This window comes from Mycobacterium gallinarum, assembly GCF_010726765.1.
Classification (GTDB): Bacteria; Actinomycetota; Actinomycetes; order Mycobacteriales; family Mycobacteriaceae; genus Mycobacterium; species Mycobacterium gallinarum.
This window is the reverse complement of record NZ_AP022601.1, coordinates 3748240-3763884: the sequence shown is the minus strand read 5'-3', so window position 1 is coordinate 3763884 and position 15645 is coordinate 3748240. Positions and strand designations below refer to the sequence as shown.

General features: G+C 65.5%; 14 protein-coding genes. 9 read left to right on the top strand and 5 right to left on the bottom strand.

Annotation, left to right across the window (positions count from 1 at the left end):
- Positions 1–16: 16 nt before the first annotated feature.
- Positions 17–1240: a cytochrome P450 gene (locus tag G6N42_RS18415; protein WP_163731089.1), complete on the bottom strand. Its 1224-nt coding sequence runs from the start codon at positions 1238–1240 to the stop codon at positions 17–19.
- Positions 1241–1322: 82 nt separating this feature from the next.
- Between G6N42_RS18415 and purD the strand changes: the two genes are divergently transcribed.
- Positions 1323–2591 carry a phosphoribosylamine--glycine ligase gene (purD, locus tag G6N42_RS18410; RefSeq protein ID WP_163731086.1) on the top strand — a complete coding sequence of 423 codons (1269 nt, stop codon included), beginning with the start codon at positions 1323–1325 and terminating at the stop codon, positions 2589–2591.
- 1 nt (position 2592) lies between these two features.
- Here purD and G6N42_RS18405 read toward each other — a convergent pair whose 3' ends face one another.
- Positions 2593–3414 carry an alpha/beta hydrolase gene (locus G6N42_RS18405; RefSeq protein WP_174262107.1) on the bottom strand — a complete coding sequence of 274 codons (822 nt, stop codon included), beginning with the start codon at positions 3412–3414 and terminating at the stop codon, positions 2593–2595.
- A 95-nt stretch (positions 3415–3509) separates the two neighbouring features.
- Here G6N42_RS18405 and G6N42_RS18400 point away from each other — a divergent pair, with 95 nt between their 5' ends.
- The 3 genes from G6N42_RS18400 to G6N42_RS18390 are packed head-to-tail and all read left to right on the top strand — an operon-like array spanning position 3510 to position 6593.
- The gene (locus tag G6N42_RS18400) at positions 3510–4139 is read left to right on the top strand and encodes a TetR/AcrR family transcriptional regulator (protein ID WP_163731080.1); all 630 of its coding nucleotides are present in this window, start codon (positions 3510–3512) and stop codon (positions 4137–4139) included.
- A gap of 41 nt (positions 4140–4180) precedes the next feature.
- Positions 4181–5146 carry an SDR family NAD(P)-dependent oxidoreductase gene (locus G6N42_RS18395; protein ID WP_163731076.1) on the top strand — a complete coding sequence of 322 codons (966 nt, stop codon included), beginning with the start codon at positions 4181–4183 and terminating at the stop codon, positions 5144–5146.
- 19 nt (positions 5147–5165) lie between these two features.
- Positions 5166–6593, top strand: coding sequence for an APC family permease (locus G6N42_RS18390; RefSeq protein ID WP_163731073.1), 1428 nt, complete (start codon positions 5166–5168; stop codon positions 6591–6593).
- On the opposite strand, the gene G6N42_RS18385 is transcribed toward G6N42_RS18390, so the two are convergent.
- Complete coding sequence (locus G6N42_RS18385) at positions 6590–7444, bottom strand: DUF429 domain-containing protein (RefSeq protein ID WP_163731070.1); 855 nt, start codon at positions 7442–7444, stop codon at positions 6590–6592. The two genes, G6N42_RS18390 and G6N42_RS18385, sit on opposite strands and share 4 nt — an antisense overlap.
- Before the next feature lie 40 nt (positions 7445–7484).
- Between G6N42_RS18385 and purB the strand changes: the two genes are divergently transcribed.
- The 3 genes from purB to G6N42_RS18370 are packed head-to-tail and all read left to right on the top strand — an operon-like array spanning position 7485 to position 11067.
- Positions 7485–8903 carry an adenylosuccinate lyase gene (gene purB, locus G6N42_RS18380; protein ID WP_163731068.1) on the top strand — a complete coding sequence of 473 codons (1419 nt, stop codon included), beginning with the start codon at positions 7485–7487 and terminating at the stop codon, positions 8901–8903.
- Between the two features lie 5 nt (positions 8904–8908).
- Positions 8909–10144 (top strand): cytochrome P450, encoded by a 1236-nt coding sequence (locus tag G6N42_RS18375; RefSeq protein ID WP_410506652.1) that lies wholly within the window; start codon positions 8909–8911, stop codon positions 10142–10144.
- Positions 10141–11067, top strand: coding sequence for a tellurite resistance/C4-dicarboxylate transporter family protein (locus tag G6N42_RS18370; RefSeq protein WP_163731063.1), 927 nt, complete (start codon positions 10141–10143; stop codon positions 11065–11067). Before G6N42_RS18375 ends, G6N42_RS18370 begins: the two co-directional genes overlap by 4 nt.
- On the opposite strand, the gene G6N42_RS18365 is transcribed toward G6N42_RS18370, so the two are convergent.
- Complete coding sequence (locus tag G6N42_RS18365; protein ID WP_163731061.1) at positions 10991–11854, bottom strand: DUF559 domain-containing protein; 864 nt, start codon at positions 11852–11854, stop codon at positions 10991–10993. The genes G6N42_RS18370 and G6N42_RS18365 overlap by 77 nt on opposite strands.
- 95 nt (positions 11855–11949) lie before the next feature.
- A complete protein-coding gene (locus tag G6N42_RS18360; RefSeq protein ID WP_163731058.1) occupies positions 11950–12570 on the bottom strand; it encodes a hypothetical protein in 621 nt (206 codons plus the stop codon).
- Between the two features lie 30 nt (positions 12571–12600).
- On the opposite strand from G6N42_RS18360, the gene G6N42_RS18355 reads away from it, so the two are divergent.
- Positions 12601–13488 carry a phosphoribosylaminoimidazolesuccinocarboxamide synthase gene (locus G6N42_RS18355; RefSeq protein WP_163731055.1) on the top strand — a complete coding sequence of 296 codons (888 nt, stop codon included), beginning with the start codon at positions 12601–12603 and terminating at the stop codon, positions 13486–13488.
- Positions 13485–15620 carry a S9 family peptidase gene (locus G6N42_RS18350; RefSeq protein WP_163731052.1) on the top strand — a complete coding sequence of 712 codons (2136 nt, stop codon included), beginning with the start codon at positions 13485–13487 and terminating at the stop codon, positions 15618–15620. The genes G6N42_RS18355 and G6N42_RS18350 overlap by 4 nt, the downstream gene beginning before the upstream one ends.
- The last annotated feature ends 25 nt before the right edge of the window (positions 15621–15645 follow it).

The window sequence follows — 15645 nt, the reverse complement described above, 5'->3', positions numbered from 1 at the left end:
CGTATAGTACTGCGCCTCAGAACGAGACGGGCAGCGCCTTGACCCCGTTGATCCAACCCGACCTAAGCCGTTGGGGTTCATCCAGTTTCGCGATGTTCGGAATCTGATCGGCGATCTCGTCGAAGATCAGCTTGATCTCCATGCGCGCCAGGTTGGCGCCGATACAGAAATGCGCACCGTTGCCGCCAAAGGCCAGATGCGGGTTCGGGTTGCGCAGAATGTTGAATTCGAAGGGGTTCTCGAAGACATCTTCGTCGAAGTTGGCCGAACTGTAGAACAGGCCGACGCGCTGCCCCTCGCGGATCGTCACGCCGCCGATCTCGTTGTCAGCCAACGCAGTTCGCTGGAAGCAGTGCACGGGCGTGGCCCAGCGGATGATCTCGTCGACCGTCGTTTCTGGCCGCTCCCGCTTGAACAGCTCCCATTGGTCGGGGTTCTCGAAGAAGGCATTGATGCCGTGCGTCATGGCGTTGCGGGTGGTCTCGTTGCCCGCGACGGCCAGCAGGATGACGAAGAACGCGAACTCGACGTCGCCGAGCGATTCGCCATCGATATCGGCCTCGATCAGACGGGTGACGATATCGTCGGCCGGGCAACGGCGCCGCTCCTCGGCCATGTTGTAGGCGTAACCCATCAGCTCGGCGTTGGCGGTCGTCGGATCGGAGTCGAAGTCCGGATCGTCGGTGTTCATGATCGAGTTGGTCCAGTGGAACAGCTTCTCGCGGTCAGCCTCGGGCACGCCGATCAGGTCGGCGATCGCCAGCAGCGGGAGGCTCATCGCGATGTCGTCGACGAAGTCCCCGGTGCCCTTCTCTTTCGCCGCGCGGACGATCTCATGTGCGGCAACGGCGAGCTTCTCCTCGAGCGCGGCGACCGCGCGCGGGGTGAACAGCCGCGACACGATCTTGCGCAGCCGGGTGTGCTCGGGAGCGTCGTGGTTGATGAGCAGCGCCTTGGTCAGGTCGAGTTGCTCGCTGGTGACGCCGTCGGGCAGCCGCATCACCGCGCCCTTGCGGTTCGTGGACCACAGCTCGCCGTTACGGGAGATCGCTTTGATGTCCTTGTGACGGGTGATCACCCAGTAGCCACCGTCATCGAAAATCGACTCCTGCTGGTCGTTCCACCACACCGGCGAGGTCCTGCGCAGTTCGGCGAATTCGTTGACGGGGATGCCCTTCAAGAGCAGATCGGGGTCGGTGAAGTCGAAGCCCGCTCCAAAGGGGCATGTGCTCTGCGTCATACTCTGACCATACACTGCTAAGTCAAGTGTATGGCCGAGACGATCGGGGGCTGCACCGCGAGAGGCACTAAGGTGTGCGGTTGTGCGCGTCCTGGTAATCGGATCCGGTGCCCGTGAACATGCGTTGCTGCTCGCACTTCGCCGAGACCCCGAGGTCGAGGAGCTTGCGGTGGCGCCCGGGAACGCCGGCACCGCGATCATCGCCGACCAGTACGACGTCGACATCACCTCCGGCGAGGCCGTCGTCCAGCTCGCCCAGCGCATCGGCTCCGACCTGGTGGTGGTCGGCCCCGAGGTGCCGCTCGTGCTCGGTGTGGCCGACGCGGTACGCAGCGCAGGCATCGCCTGCTTCGGGCCCACGAAGGACGCCGCTCGCATCGAGGGCTCGAAATCGTTCGCCAAGGACGTGATGGCCGCCGCGGGGGTGCGCACCGCGACCAGTGAGATTGTCGACAACCCCGCCAACCTCGACGCGGCGCTGGACCGATTCGGCCCGGCCGCCGGCGACCCGTCGTGGGTCGTCAAGGATGACGGTCTGGCCGCGGGCAAGGGTGTCGTGGTGACCGCCGACCGCGATGCGGCGCGGGCACATGCCGCCAGTCTGCTCGACTCCGGACACCCGGTGCTGCTCGAGTCGTTCCTCGACGGTCCCGAGGTTTCGCTGTTCTGTGTCGTCGACGGCGAAACCGTCGTGCCCCTGCTGCCCGCCCAGGACTTCAAGCGTGTCGGCGACGGCGACACCGGACCGAACACCGGCGGCATGGGGGCGTACGCGCCGCTACCGTGGCTGCCCGGCGGTGTGGTCACCGCGATCGTCGATGACATCGTCAAACCCGTTGCCGCCGAACTCGTCAAGCGCGGCAGTGGCTTTTCGGGCCTGCTCTACGCCGGGCTGGCGCTCACGTCGCGCGGGCCCGCCGTCGTCGAATTCAACTGCCGCTTCGGCGATCCGGAGACCCAGGCAGTGCTGGCACTGCTGGAGACGCCGCTGGGCCAGCTGCTGTACGCCGCGGCGACCGGGAAGCTCGCCGAGCAGTCGCAGCTGGCGTGGCGCGGTGGCGCCTCGGTGACGGTCGTGCTGGCCGCCGAGAACTACCCCGGCCGGCCGCGGGTCGGTGATGTCATCACCGGATCGGAAGCCGACGGGGTGCTGCACGCGGGCACCACGCGCCGAGACGACGGCGCTATCGTGTCGTCGGGCGGCCGGGTGCTGTCCGTGGTCGGCACCGCGGACGACCTATCTGCGGCGCGCGACGCCGCCTATGCGCTGATCAAGTCGATTCGCTTGCCGGGCAGCCACTTTCGTGGCGATATCGGGTTGGCCGCGGCTGAGGGCCGCGTCTCGGTCTAGATCAGGCGACGAGCAGCGGCGCCATCCACGCCACCTCGCCGGGCAACTGCGAGCTCCAGTAGGCGCCGTCATGGCCGCCGGGGGAGAAGCCGCCCGCGGGCGGGTTGGCCAACTGGGCGACGAACTGCTTCGTCGCCGAGTAGAAGGGATCGCTGTCGCCGCAGTCGATCCGGATCGGAATCGAGTTGAGCGCAGGCAGGCCCCACACGCTGTTGGCCTCGTAGTCGTCGGCGCCGTCGAACGCACCCGGCGCAGTGGCACCCGAGGATGTCCACAACGCGGGGCTGACGGCGGTGATCGCCGCGGTGCGCGCCGCCCCCAGGCGCGCGCCGAGCAGCAGTGCGCCGTAACCGCCCATCGACCATCCCATGAATGCCACGCGTGATGTGTCGAGACCCTGCTCGCCGAGCATCGGGATGAGTTCGTCGAGCACCATCGCGCCGGAGTCCTCACCGGAGGTGCGCTTGTGCCAGTAACTACCGCCGCCATCGACCGCGACCACGGCGACCGGTGGGATGCCCGCGTCGACGGCTTGCGCCAGTCCGTTTTCGACACCGCCGGCCATCACACCCGCGGCGTCCTGTCCCTTGCCATGCAGCGCGATGATCGGACGCAACGGGGCGGTCTGTCCCGGCGGACGCGCGATCGCCCAATTGGTCGAGACGCCGCCGCGCGCCGCCGAGACGAACGAGCCGTCAACGTACGTCGGGGCGGGGGCTGCGGTCGCAGGTGAGGACAGGCGCAGCGCCGCCGCCCCGGCCGCCGCGCCGACACCGAGGCGCAGAAGGGCGCGTCGACTCAGTTCGGGCATGGCGGCCATCATGCCATCGGCTCGGCGGTGAGCAGAAGTGCGGACTTCCCTGAGTAAAGCCTGATGATTGGCCGAAAGCCCGATGCCATGCCCTGGAGACTGGCAGCATGCTTTACGTGACAGCAGCGGTCACTCCGAAGGGGGAGAGAAGGCGCTACGCGCTGGTCAGCGCTGCTGCCGACCTGCTGTGTGAAGGTGGGTTCGACGCAGTGCGGCACCGGGCGGTGGCCCGTCGCGCCGGGCTGCCTTTGGCATCGACGACGTACTACTTTTCCTCGCTCGAGGACTTGATCGCCAAGGCAGTCGAGTACGCGGGCGCGCGCGAGGCCGAGCAGCTTCAGGTGCGGGTGTCGACCCTGTCGCGGCGGCGCCGTGGCGCGGAGTCGACGGCCGACATCTTGGTCGACCTTCTCGTCGGGGAGGCCAACGGACTGCGGGTCACCGAACAGTTGATCTCCCGATACGAGCGCTACATCGCGTGCGCTCGCCAGCCGGGGCTGCGCGATATCGAACGGCGCATCCTGCAGCAGCGCACCGACGCCGTCGTCGAGGTCGTCGAGCGGTCCGGACGGTCGGTGCGCGTGGAGCTGCTCACGGCGTTGGTGTGTGCGGTCGACGGCGCGGTGGTCGCCGCGCTGGTGGGCGACGGTGACGGCCCCCGCGCGACCGCCCGCGCAACATTGATCGACGTCATCGATGTGCTGGCGCCGATCGACGAACACGTCGCCCAGGTGTGACCGACGTTTGCGCACTTCGCATGTTGGATAACTAGCTCAGGGTGAGATTCACCGGGCTTCTCGACAACGCGCTGGACCGCTCCGTCGTACTCGGCTACACCAAGATCGGTTCACGTTTGCGGCGGACATGGTGGCCGGCAGACCCGCGGCCAAAGGCGATGGCCGGAAAGCGCGTTGTCGTCACCGGTGCGACGGCAGGGATAGGCGAGGCCATCGCCCGCTCGTTCGCCGAACTCGACGCGACCGTCCATCTGCTTGGCCGAAACCCCGACAAGGTCAGGCAGTCGGCGGGTGCGATCCGGCGCGCGGTGTCCGGTGCGATGGTGGTCGAAGAAGTCTGCGATGTCTCCGATCTGGACGCCGTGCGGGCATGGTGCGAAGACCTTTCCGGTCGCATCGAAGAACTCCACGGGTTGGTTCACAACGCCGGTGCGATGCCGAAGGAGCGCATCGAGACGCCTCAGGGTCACGAAACCCAATTGGCTTGCCACGTCCTGGGGCCGCACCTCATGACCGAGCAACTGTTGCCGTTGCTGCGGGATGCCCATGGCGCGTCGGTCGTTTTCATGTCCTCGGGAGGTATGTACACCTCGCCGCTTTCGGTCGACGACATGGAATCGAAATCCGGTGATTACAACGGTGTTCGGGTGTACGCGCGAACCAAGCGGATGCAGGTGACGCTCGCCGAGGCGTGGGCGCACAGGCTCTCGGGTTCTGACATTCGGGTCGAGAGCATGCACCCAGGTTGGGTCGAGACCCCCGGCGTCGCCGGAGCATTACCGGTGTTTCGAGTGGTGACACGCCCACTGCTGCGCGATACTTCAGACGGTGCAGACACTGCGGTGTGGCTGGTCGCCACCCGACCCGAATCTGAACCGGGTCATTTCTGGCACGACAGGGCCCAGCGGCCAACGACGTTCGGCTGGCAGCGCACCGAGGATCCCGAACTGGTTACGCGATTCCTCGACGCGGTTTCATCGATGACCGGAACAATGCAGTTCACCTAGGACTGGCAGGAGGCGCATCGTGACAAAGCCGGAAACTGCGGAGGGGCAGCCGGAACTGAAACGGGTGATGGGCCCGGGACTACTTTTGTTGTTCGTCGTCGGCGACATCCTCGGCACCGGCGTCTATGCGCTCACCGGGCAGGTGGCCGGCGAGGTCGGCGGTGCGGCGTGGCTGCCGTTCCTGCTCGCCTTTGTGATCGCGACCATCACCGCGTTCTCATATCTGGAGCTGGTGACCAAGTATCCGCAGGCGGCGGGCGCAGCGCTCTACGCGCACAAGGCATTCGGCATCCACTTCTTCACCTTCATCGTCGCCTTCGTCGTGATGTGCTCGGGCATCACCTCGGCATCCACCGCGTCGCAGGCATTCGCGTCCAACCTGATCAAGGGCTTCGGACTGGACTGGGGCAAGGTCGGAATCGCGACCATTGCCTTGCTGTTCATGGCCGGGCTGGCCGCGGTCAACCTCCGCGGTGTCAGCGAAAGTGTCAAGCTCAATGTCGGTTTGACGATCATCGAGATCACCGGCTTGCTGTTGGTCATCGTGGTCGGGCTGTGGGCATTTACCCAGGGCGGCGACAACCTCGACTTCTCCCGCATCATCCTGTTCGAAAATGAGGATGAGCGAAGCACTTTCGTCGCCGTCACCGCAGCGACCTCGTTGGCCTTCTTCGCGATGGTCGGATTCGAGGACTCGGTCAACATGGCCGAGGAGACCAAGGATCCGGTGCGGATCTTCCCCAAAGTTCTGCTGAGCGGCCTGACCATCGCGGGCATCGTCTACGTGCTGGTGTCGATCATCGCGGTGGCGCTGGTGCCGATCGGCGAACTCACGGCGAGCAAGACACCGCTGGTCGACGTGGTCGAGGCCGCGGCGCCGGGCTTGCCGATAGGCACGTTCTTTCCATTCATCACGATGTTCGCCGTGTCGAACACCGCGTTGATCAACATGCTGATGGCCAGCAGGCTGATCTACGGTATGGCGCGCCAACATGTCCTGCCCCCCGTCCTGGGGTCGGTGCACAAGACCCGACGCACCCCGTGGGTGGCCATTCTGTTCACCACGACGATCGCGTTCGGATTGATCTTCTACGTGTCCGCGTTCGCCAGTGATTCGGCGATTTCAGTGCTGGGTGGCACGACTTCCCTTCTGCTGCTTGCGGTGTTCGCAATGGTCAACGTCGCGGTGCTGGTACTGCGTCGCGACGTCAAGCAGGCCGGCGGCCACTTCAAGACTCCGACGGCGTTGCCGGTGATCGGCTTCATCGCCTCGCTCTATCTCGTGACACCGCTGTCCGGCCGTCCGGGAACCCAGTACCTGCTCGCCGGGATCCTGCTGGTGATCGGCATCGTGCTGTTCGGAATCACTCTGCTGATCAACAAGCAACTCGGGATCAAGCAGAAGGGCATCACCGATCCCACGCAGCTTGCCGAGCTGCCGGACTAGCCTCCGAGCTGTCGGCGGATCGCGGTGAGCTCACGCTGAGCCCGCTCGATCATCTGTTGCACCTGCTCGAGCCGCGTGACGATATCGTCCGAACCCGGTTGTGCTGCGGCCTGATTCGGCTTCCTGACACGGTCGCCAGGCAGCGTCGGGGTGACGATGTAGCCGCTTTCGGCGTCGCCGTAGATGGTGACGTCTTCGGGTCTGTCGTACCAGTAAAAGCACACGTAGGCGCAGATGACCGCGTCGACGGGATCCTCGTCGCGGTCCAGCTGTGACGGCCGGGTGGCCGCCTCGACTCGCTTACGCAGTGCAACCCACGCGACGTTGCGATTGACGCGCAACCTCGGAGTGGCCGCGTCGAGACCCTCGATATGGGTCATCAACGTCAGCAGCGCAGCCTTGCGCTCGTCGAACGGTCCACGCTTGTACTTGAGGGTCTTGGTGAGATTGAACAGGACGATCGACGCGGGATGCGGGAAGACCTCGATCGCCCGCCTGGTCGCATCCGACGAGGGGTCCAGGTCGAGACCGAGCGCTTCGGCGATCCGCGCGCCACGGGGATGCTTGAACTCGGGCTTGTCGGTGAAGGCCGGGCGCGCGCCGGCCTCGAAGCGCTGGAAATCGCGGTTGTAGGCGGCCTCGGCGGGACGGTGTCCCGTCGCGTTCTTGACGATCAGGGGAGCGTCGATACCCACCAGGCACGCGTCGCCGGTATAGGGCGCGATCGCGGCGATGATGCTGTTGTCGTCCCCGGCGGCCCCGACGTGCAGCAGCCTGCCGTCGGCGTCGATGGCGGCAACACCGGTCTGGTTCTTCTCACCCCATGCGAGATCGAGCCCAACGAAGTACATACGGCAAGACTGCCTTACCGGGGCCGTAAGCTGTGTGTTTGTGTCGATCCCGAATGTGCTGGCCAATCGATACGCCAGCGATGAGATGGTGGCCATCTGGTCGCCGGAGGCCAAGGTCGTGGCCGAGCGGCGACTGTGGCTGGCGGTGCTGAAAGCGCAGGCCGAGTTGGGCGTCGATGTCCCCGCGGGCGTGGTCGAGGACTACGAGCGGGTGCTCGAGAACGTCGACCTCGCGTCGATCGCGGCGCGCGAGCGGGTCACCCGCCACGACGTCAAGGCGCGCATCGAGGAGTTCAACGCGCTGGCGGGCCACGAGCACGTGCACAAGGGCATGACGTCTCGCGACCTGACGGAGAACGTCGAGCAGCTGCAGATCCGTCGCTCCCTGGAACTGGTGTTCTCGCACGGTGTCGCGGTGGTGGCTCGGCTCGCCGAGCGTGCCGTCGTCTATCGCGACTTGGTGATGGCGGGACGTTCGCACAACGTCGCCGCGCAGGCGACGACGTTGGGCAAGCGGTTCGCGTCGGCCGCCGAGGAGCTTCTGGTCGCGTTGACCCGGATACGTGAACTCATCGACCGGTATCCGCTGCGCGGCATCAAGGGTCCGATGGGCACCGCACAGGACATGCTCGACCTGCTCTCCGGCGACACGTCGAGACTGGCCGATCTGGAGCGGCGCGTCGCCGAATTCCTCGGCTTCACAGACATTTTCACCAGCGTCGGCCAGGTCTACCCACGATCGTTGGACCATGATGTCGTGTCGGCTCTCGTGCAGGCCGGTGCGGGACCGTCGTCGATGGCGCACACGATCAGGCTGATGGCGGGCCACGAACTGGTGACGGAGGGTTTCGCGCCCGGCCAGGTCGGCTCGTCGGCGATGCCGCACAAGATGAATACGCGCTCGTGCGAACGTGTCAACGGGCTGCAGGTGGTGCTGCGCGGTTACGCGTCGATGGCAGCCGAGCTCGCGGGCGCGCAGTGGAACGAGGGCGACGTCTTCTGCTCGGTGGTGCGGCGGGTGGCGTTGCCCGACGCGTTCTTCGCGATCGACGGGCAGACGGAGACCTTTCTGACCGTGCTCGACGAGTTCGGCGCCTATCCGGCGGTGATTCAGCGCGAGCTCGACCGGTATCTGCCGTTCCTGGCGACGACGCGGATCCTGATCGCAGCGGTGCGCGCAGGCGTCGGCCGGGAGACGGCGCACGAGGTGATCAAGGAACATGCCGTCGCGGTGGCGCTGGCGATGCGGGAGAAGGGCCAGGAGCCCGACCTGCTGGACCGGCTGGCCGCAGACCCGCGACTGCCGTTGGACCGGATGTCGCTCGACGCAGCACTGGCGGACAAGCAGGCGTTCACGGGTGCGGCGGGCGATCAGGTCGACCGCGTCGTCGAGGCGGTGGGCGAGTTGGTCAGCCGGTATCCGGAGGCGGCCAAATACACGTCGGGCGCCATCCTGTGACCTCAGTGGCGGGTGCGCTGGCCGAGATCGACTTCACCGACCTCGACAATTTCGCCAACGGGTTTCCGCACGATCTGTTTGCGGTGCACCGTCGCGAGGCGCCCGTCTACTGGCACGAGCCGACCGCCAACACCCCCGACAACGAAGGTTTCTGGTCCGTCGCGACCTACGCGGAAACCCTTGCGGTGTTCCGGGATCCGGTGACGTACTCGTCGGTGACCGGCGGTACGCGGCCGTTCGGCGGCACGCTGCTGCAGGATTTGGCGGTCGCGGGGCAGGTCCTCAACATGATGGACGACCCGCGGCATTCGCACATCCGCCGGCTGGTCAGCTCAGGTCTGACACCGCGGATGATCGCCCGCGTCGAAGACGATCTGCGCACCCGCACCCGCCGGCTGCTCGACGAGATCGAGCCGTGCAGTGCCTTTGATTTCCTGGTCGACGTGGCAGCCGAGCTGCCGATGCAGATGATCTGCATACTGCTGGGAGTGCCTGAATCTGAACGGCATTGGCTTTTCGAGGCGATCGAGCCGCAGTTCGATTTCGGCAGGGCCAGGAGAGCTGAATTGGGCCAGCTGGGGCAGTTGACCGCGGAGGAAGCCGGTTCGCGGATGTACACCTACGGCCAGGAGTTGATCGCGGCGAAGCGGTCCGCGCCGACCGACGACATGCTGTCGGTGGTCGCAAACGCGACGGTGGAGGACGAGAGCCTTTCGGACATGGAGCTGTACCTGTTCTTTAGCCTGCTGTTCAGCGCCGGTGCGGAGACCACGCGCAATGCCGTCGCGGGCGGGTTGTTGGCGTTGATCGAGCATCCAGACCAATTCCAGGCACTGCGTTCAGATTTGGCGCATTTGCCGACCGCGGTCGAGGAGATGGTGCGCTGGACGTCGCCGTCGCCGTCGAAGAGGCGGACCGCGACGTGCGATACGAAACTGGCGGGCTGTCAGATCAAGGCCGGCGAGAAGGTGCAGATCTGGGAGGGCTCGGCGAATCGCGATCCGCTGGTGTTCGCGAATGCCGATACTTTCGACATCACCCGCAAACCCAACCCGCACTTGGGATTCGGCCAGGGAGTGCACTACTGCCTTGGTGCCAACCTGGCGCGGCTCGAGCTGCGCGTGCTCTATGAGGAGCTGCTGACGCGGTTCGGGTCGGTGCGGCTGGTCAAGTCCGTCGAGTGGACGCGCAGCAACCGGCACACGGGCGTCCGCCACATGGTGGTCGAACTGCGGCCGTGAGACCCGACGTATTCGCGGCGGTCATGGCGACCGGCATCGTGTCGATCGCGGCCGCGGATCACGGCCTCGGTGTCATCAGTGAGATCCTGATCGTCCTTGCCGCAGTTGGGCTGCCGGTGTTGATGTTTCTTGTGGCCAAGGCCTGGCGCGAGTTCGATGTGCGCGATCCCAATGTCACGCTGGCGCTGTTCACCTATATCGCGGCGTGCGCGGTGGTGGGTGCGCGGCTGGCCGATCATCGCATCGTGCTGTGGGTGTTGGTCGGCCTGGCGTTGCAGGGCTGGTTGTCGTTGGCGCCGTTGGCCGCTCGCTCGATGTGGCGGCACCGGTGGACGGGGCTGCGCGATCGTGCCCGCGGCGGATGGGAGCTCGCTGCGGTCGCGACGTCCGGGTTGGCGATCGTCTTCGCCGAACTCGACGTCGTCTTCTGGGCGTTCATCTTCTGGGTGCTCGGCATCTGTCTGTATCTGGCGATGACCGGGCTGGTGCTGTGGCGGGTGCGTCACGATGCGTCGTCGCCGGAGCTGGTTCAACCTGATGTATGGATTTTGATGGGCGGCATAGCGATTGCGACGCTGGCCGGTGATCATCTGCATCACGCGCTGATTCCCGGGCCGATCGCCGACGGCGTGCGCGCGGTGACGATCGCGACGTGGATCGTGGCGACGGTGTGGATTCCGGTGCTCGGCTACGTGGCGGTTCGGCGATCGGTGGGGCTTGGCTGGCCCGCGGTCTTCCCGCTCGGAATGTACTCGTCGGCGACCTATGCGATGTTCGTGGAAACCGGCTGGCAATGGTTTGTCACGATCTCGCTGACGTTCTTCTGGATCGCGTTCGCGGCGTGGCTCATCGTGGCTGTCGGAGAGCTGCGACGATTTCGGCGATCACGCGCTGCGGGTGCTCCGTCAGATCCAGCCAGGTGAACCGCAGAACCTGCCAGCCACTGAGCGCGATGGCGTTCTGACGCGCGCGGTCGCGCTGGAAGGTCCTCTGGTCGCTGTGGAATGCCCAGCCGTCGACCTCGACCGCCACCCTCTCATTCGGGAAAGCGATGTCGACCAAGTAGCCACAGACGGGAAAGTTGGCTTTCCACCCGGATACCTTGGCGGCTCGCAGCAGTCGCACCAGGAGTCGTTCGGCTTCCGAGCGCGCACCGTCGGATGCTGCCTGGAGTAAGCGGCGAGCCGAAGGCGATCCATGCCGACCCTTGTTGCGAAGGTGCGCACGCCACAGCTGAGTGAGCTCGAAGTCGCCCTGCAATGCTCTGTCCATCAACTCGGTGCCTCCGCCTCTGCGGACTGCGGCTTCAATGACGGTCAGTGCCGGTTCGGTGACACGAAGCCCCCGTCGCTCAACGACGTCTTTCGATGAAAGGTCGCGCCGTCGCGAACGCACTCCGTGTCGCCGTCGATGGTTGCTCACTCTCGGCACGGTGACTTCAACAATGTCGGGAGCGAACTTCGTTAGGCCGTGCCACCACGCCGCAGTCAATCCGCTACCCGTCGCGGACCTACCGAGTCCCCAAACCGCTGCCCTGATACGCGCCGAATCGGTGAAGGGTCTGTCATCGACGAAGTAGACGCCCGGGAAACAGCGGCGCCAATGCCCCGAGCGTTCGCAGCGGTTGACAGCGTGCCGGCTGAGTCCACACGCCTTCGCTTGTGCGAGGGTGATTACACCGTCATGTCGACGGAGAAAGTCATCGAGCACCTCGTATTGACGTCAGCCAGCGCGTTGACGGTTCCCTCCCTGCGATTTGTGCACGATCGCGAGCGGTGCGCGCTCCAAATCGTGCACAAATCGCGTCATTGGCGGACGCGTCGGACGCCGGCCGCCCGCAATTCCAACGCCGCGAGGCCGCGGATCGCCACCGGGTCGTAGCTGCGCCACGCTCCGACGGGGTCGTCGTCGACCGCCAGCAGCTTGTTCAACGGCCGGTTCGCCAATGCCCGCATCGCGAGCAACTGTTCACCCGCAGGCGTTCGTGCCAACGTGATTGCGATCCACTTGCGACGGAAGAACCGGATACGCAGGAACAGCCAGGGCAGCGCGACGAAGAGAATCGGCGGCGCGGCCACTGCCAGCGCCAGCACCCACGCCAGCCACGACGCCGTCGAGTCCAGGCTCTGCCCGGCACCGGCGATGTCGAGCGCCGCCTCGGCCGCCGCCCGCAAGGGTTTGGCCAGCGACTCCCCGACGAGCGGAAAGTCGTCGGTGTTGTCACCGGCTGAGTTGAGGTTGTCGGCGACGCCGTTGGCGCCCTCCTGCACTTGACGGCCCACTTCGGCGATCGTGGACACGGCGGCATGGACAGCCATGCCGACCAGCACCCAGATCACCGCCCAGGTGATCACGATGATGTCGCTGATCAGCTGGGCCAGCAGGCGCGACGGCGTGGTGGCATAGGGAAGAAACCGCGAACTCATGAACCAGATGCTGCCCGATAGGCTGGCCCGATGCGCCCCGCTCTGTCCGACTACCAGCATCTGGCCAGCGGCAAAGTTCGCGAGTTGTATCGAATCGACGACGAGCACCTGCTGTTTGTCGCCACCGACCGGATCTCGGCCTTCGATTACATCCTCGACAGCGCGATTCCCGACAAGGGCCGGATTTTGACCGCCATGAGCGTGTTCTTCTTCGACCTCGTCGAGGCGCCCAACCATCTGGCGGGCCCACCAGACGACGAACGCATTCCCGAAGAGGTCCTGGGCCGCGCGCTGGTGGTCACCGAACTCGAGATGATGCCCGTCGAAGCGGTGGCCCGCGGCTACCTGACCGGCTCCGGGCTGATCGACTACCAGAAGACCGGCTCGGTGTGCGGTATCCCGCTGCCGTCGGGTCTGGTCGAGGCGAGCCGGTTCACCGAGCCGTTGTTCACCCCGGCGACCAAGGCCGAACTCGGTGCGCACGACGAGAACATCTCCTTCAACGACGTCATCGATCTGGTCGGAGCGGTGCGGGCCAATCAGCTACGCGAGCGCACATTGCAGACCTACATCCAGGGCGCCGACCATGCGCTGACCAAGGGCATCATCGTCGCCGACACCAAGTTCGAGTTCGGCGTCGACGCCGACGGCAACCTGCGGCTGGCCGACGAGATCTTCACGCCGGATTCCAGCAGGTACTGGCGCGCCGACGAGTATCAGGAAGGCGTCGTGCAGAACAGCTTCGACAAGCAGTTCGTCCGCAACTGGCTGATCGGCCCGGAGTCCGGGTGGGACCGTCACGGAGACGAACCACCGCCGCCGCTGCCCGCAGAAATCGTCGACGCGACCCGTGCGCGTTATATCGAAGCCTACGAACGCATCTCGGGCCTCAAGTTCGATGACTGGATCGGTGCATGAAGCCCCCAATTGCAAAGCGCGTCGATGCTCGGCGTGAGCATCACGGCGACGTCTTCATCGACCCCTACGAGTGGATGCGCGACAAATCCAATCCCGAGGTGACCGAGTACCTCGAGGCGGAGAACGAGTTCACCGACAACGCCACTGAGGGCCTCGCGGACCTGCGGCAGAAGATCTTCGACGAGATCAAGGCCCGCACCAAGGAGACCGACCTCTCGGTGCCCACTCGACGCGGCGACTGGTGGTACTACGGCCGCAGCTTCGAGGGTAAGCAGTACAACGTGCATTGCCGTTGCCCGATAGGCGATTTCAACGACTGGACGCCGCCGGAGCTGGACGAGCAGACCGAGATCCCCGGCGAGCAGATCCTCATCGACGAGAACGTGGAGGCCGAAGGCCACGACTTCTTCGCGCTGGGTGCGGCGGGGGTCAGCATCGACGGAAACGTCCTTGCCTTCTCGGTCGACACCAAGGGCGATGAGCGATACACGTTGCGGTTCAAGGACTTGCGAACCGGTGCGATGTACGACGACGAGATCGCCGGCATAAGTGCGGGCGTGACGTGGGCCGCGGACAACCGCACCGTCTACTACACGACGGTCGACGATGCGTGGCGGCCCGACACCGTGTGGCGGCACCGTATCGGATCCGGCCTACCTGCCGAGCGGGTGTATCACGAGCCCGACGAGAAGTTCTGGCTCGCAGTGGGGCGTACGCGCAGTGACAAGTACATCCTCATCGCCGCGGGTAGCGCTGTCACGACCGAGGTTCGATACGGCGACGCTGTCGACCCGCAGGCGGAGTTCACGCAGGTGTGGCCGCGCCGCGAGCTGGTCGAGTACTCGGTGGAACACGCCATCGTCGGCGGTGAGGATCGATTCCTGATCCTGCACAACGACGGTGCGGAGAACTTCACGCTCGTCGAGGCGCCGGTGTCGGACCCGATGACGTTCCGCACGCTGATCGAGCACCGCGACGACGTTCGCCTCGACTCGGTCGACGCGTTCGAGGGACACCTGGTCGTCGGCTACCGAAGCGAGGCATTGCCGAAGATCCAGCTCTGGCCCATCTACGCCAACGGCACCTACGGCCATCCCGAGGAACTCACCTTCGAATCGGAACTGATGTCGGCGGGGCTGGGAGGAAACCCCAACTGGAGCTCACCCAAGCTGCGGATCGGCGCCACCTCGTTCGTCATCCCGGTGCGGATCTACGACGTCGACCTGGCCTCGGGGGAGCGCACGCTGCTGCGCGAGCAACCGGTGCTCGGCGACTATCGCTCCGAGGACTACGTCGAGCGTCGCGACTGGGCGGTGGCTGCCGACGGGGCGCGGGTTCCCATCTCGATCGTCCACCGCATCGGCTTGCAATACCCGGCACCGACGCTGCTGTATGGCTACGGGGCCTACGAGTCGTGTGAGGATCCACGATTCTCCATCGCCCGCCTTTCACTGCTCGACCGCGGCATGGTGTTCGCCGTCGCCCACGTCCGAGGCGGCGGCGAGCTCGGGCGTCCCTGGTACGAGCACGGAAAGCTGCTCGAGAAGAAGAACACGTTCACCGATTTCGTCACCGTCGCACAGCATCTCGTCGGCACCGACATCACCCGGGCCGAGACCATCGTCGCGTACGGCGGCAGCGCAGGCGGGTTGCTGGTCGGGGCCGTCGCCAACATGGCTCCCGATCTGTTCGCGGGTGTCCTCGCCCTGGTGCCATTCGTCGATCCCCTGACAACCATCCTGGATCCGACCCTGCCGCTGACCGTCACCGAATGGGACGAGTGGGGTAATCCGTTGCAGGACAGCGATGTATACGACTACATGAAGTCGTACTCGCCGTACGAGAACATCGAGGCCAAGCGCTATCCGCGTATCCTCGCCATGACGTCGTTGAACGACACCCGAGTGTTGTACGTCGAACCTGCGAAATGGGTGGCCGCGCTACGGCACACCCAACCCGACGGTGCACCCGAGGTGCTGCTCAAGACCGAGATGAACGCCGGCCACGGCGGCATCAGCGGCCGCTACGAGCGGTGGAAGGAAACGGCGTTCCAGTACGCATGGCTGCTCGACGCCGCCAAGGCCAACCATGTCGGCGGCGCATACGAAGAAGAACTGCTCGACCGTTCCTAGATCTAGGCATTGTCAAGATCGGCGG

Excerpts from the sequence above, each read along its gene's own strand:
- G6N42_RS18415 (WP_163731089.1), bottom strand. The coding sequence starts at position 1,240 with ATGACGCAGAGCACATGCCCCTTTGGAGCGGGCTTCGACTTCACCGAC.
- G6N42_RS18405 (WP_174262107.1), bottom strand. The coding sequence starts at position 3,414 with ATGATGGCCGCCATGCCCGAACTGAGTCGACGCGCCCTTCTGCGCCTC.
- G6N42_RS18400 (WP_163731080.1), top strand. The coding sequence starts at position 3,510 with ATGCTTTACGTGACAGCAGCGGTCACTCCGAAGGGGGAGAGAAGGCGC.
- G6N42_RS18385 (WP_163731070.1), bottom strand. The coding sequence starts at position 7,444 with ATGTACTTCGTTGGGCTCGATCTCGCATGGGGTGAGAAGAACCAGACC.
- G6N42_RS18360 (WP_163731058.1), bottom strand. The coding sequence starts at position 12,570 with ATGAGTTCGCGGTTTCTTCCCTATGCCACCACGCCGTCGCGCCTGCTG.
- G6N42_RS18355 (WP_163731055.1), top strand. The coding sequence starts at position 12,601 with ATGCGCCCCGCTCTGTCCGACTACCAGCATCTGGCCAGCGGCAAAGTT.
- G6N42_RS18350 (WP_163731052.1), top strand. The coding sequence starts at position 13,485 with ATGAAGCCCCCAATTGCAAAGCGCGTCGATGCTCGGCGTGAGCATCAC.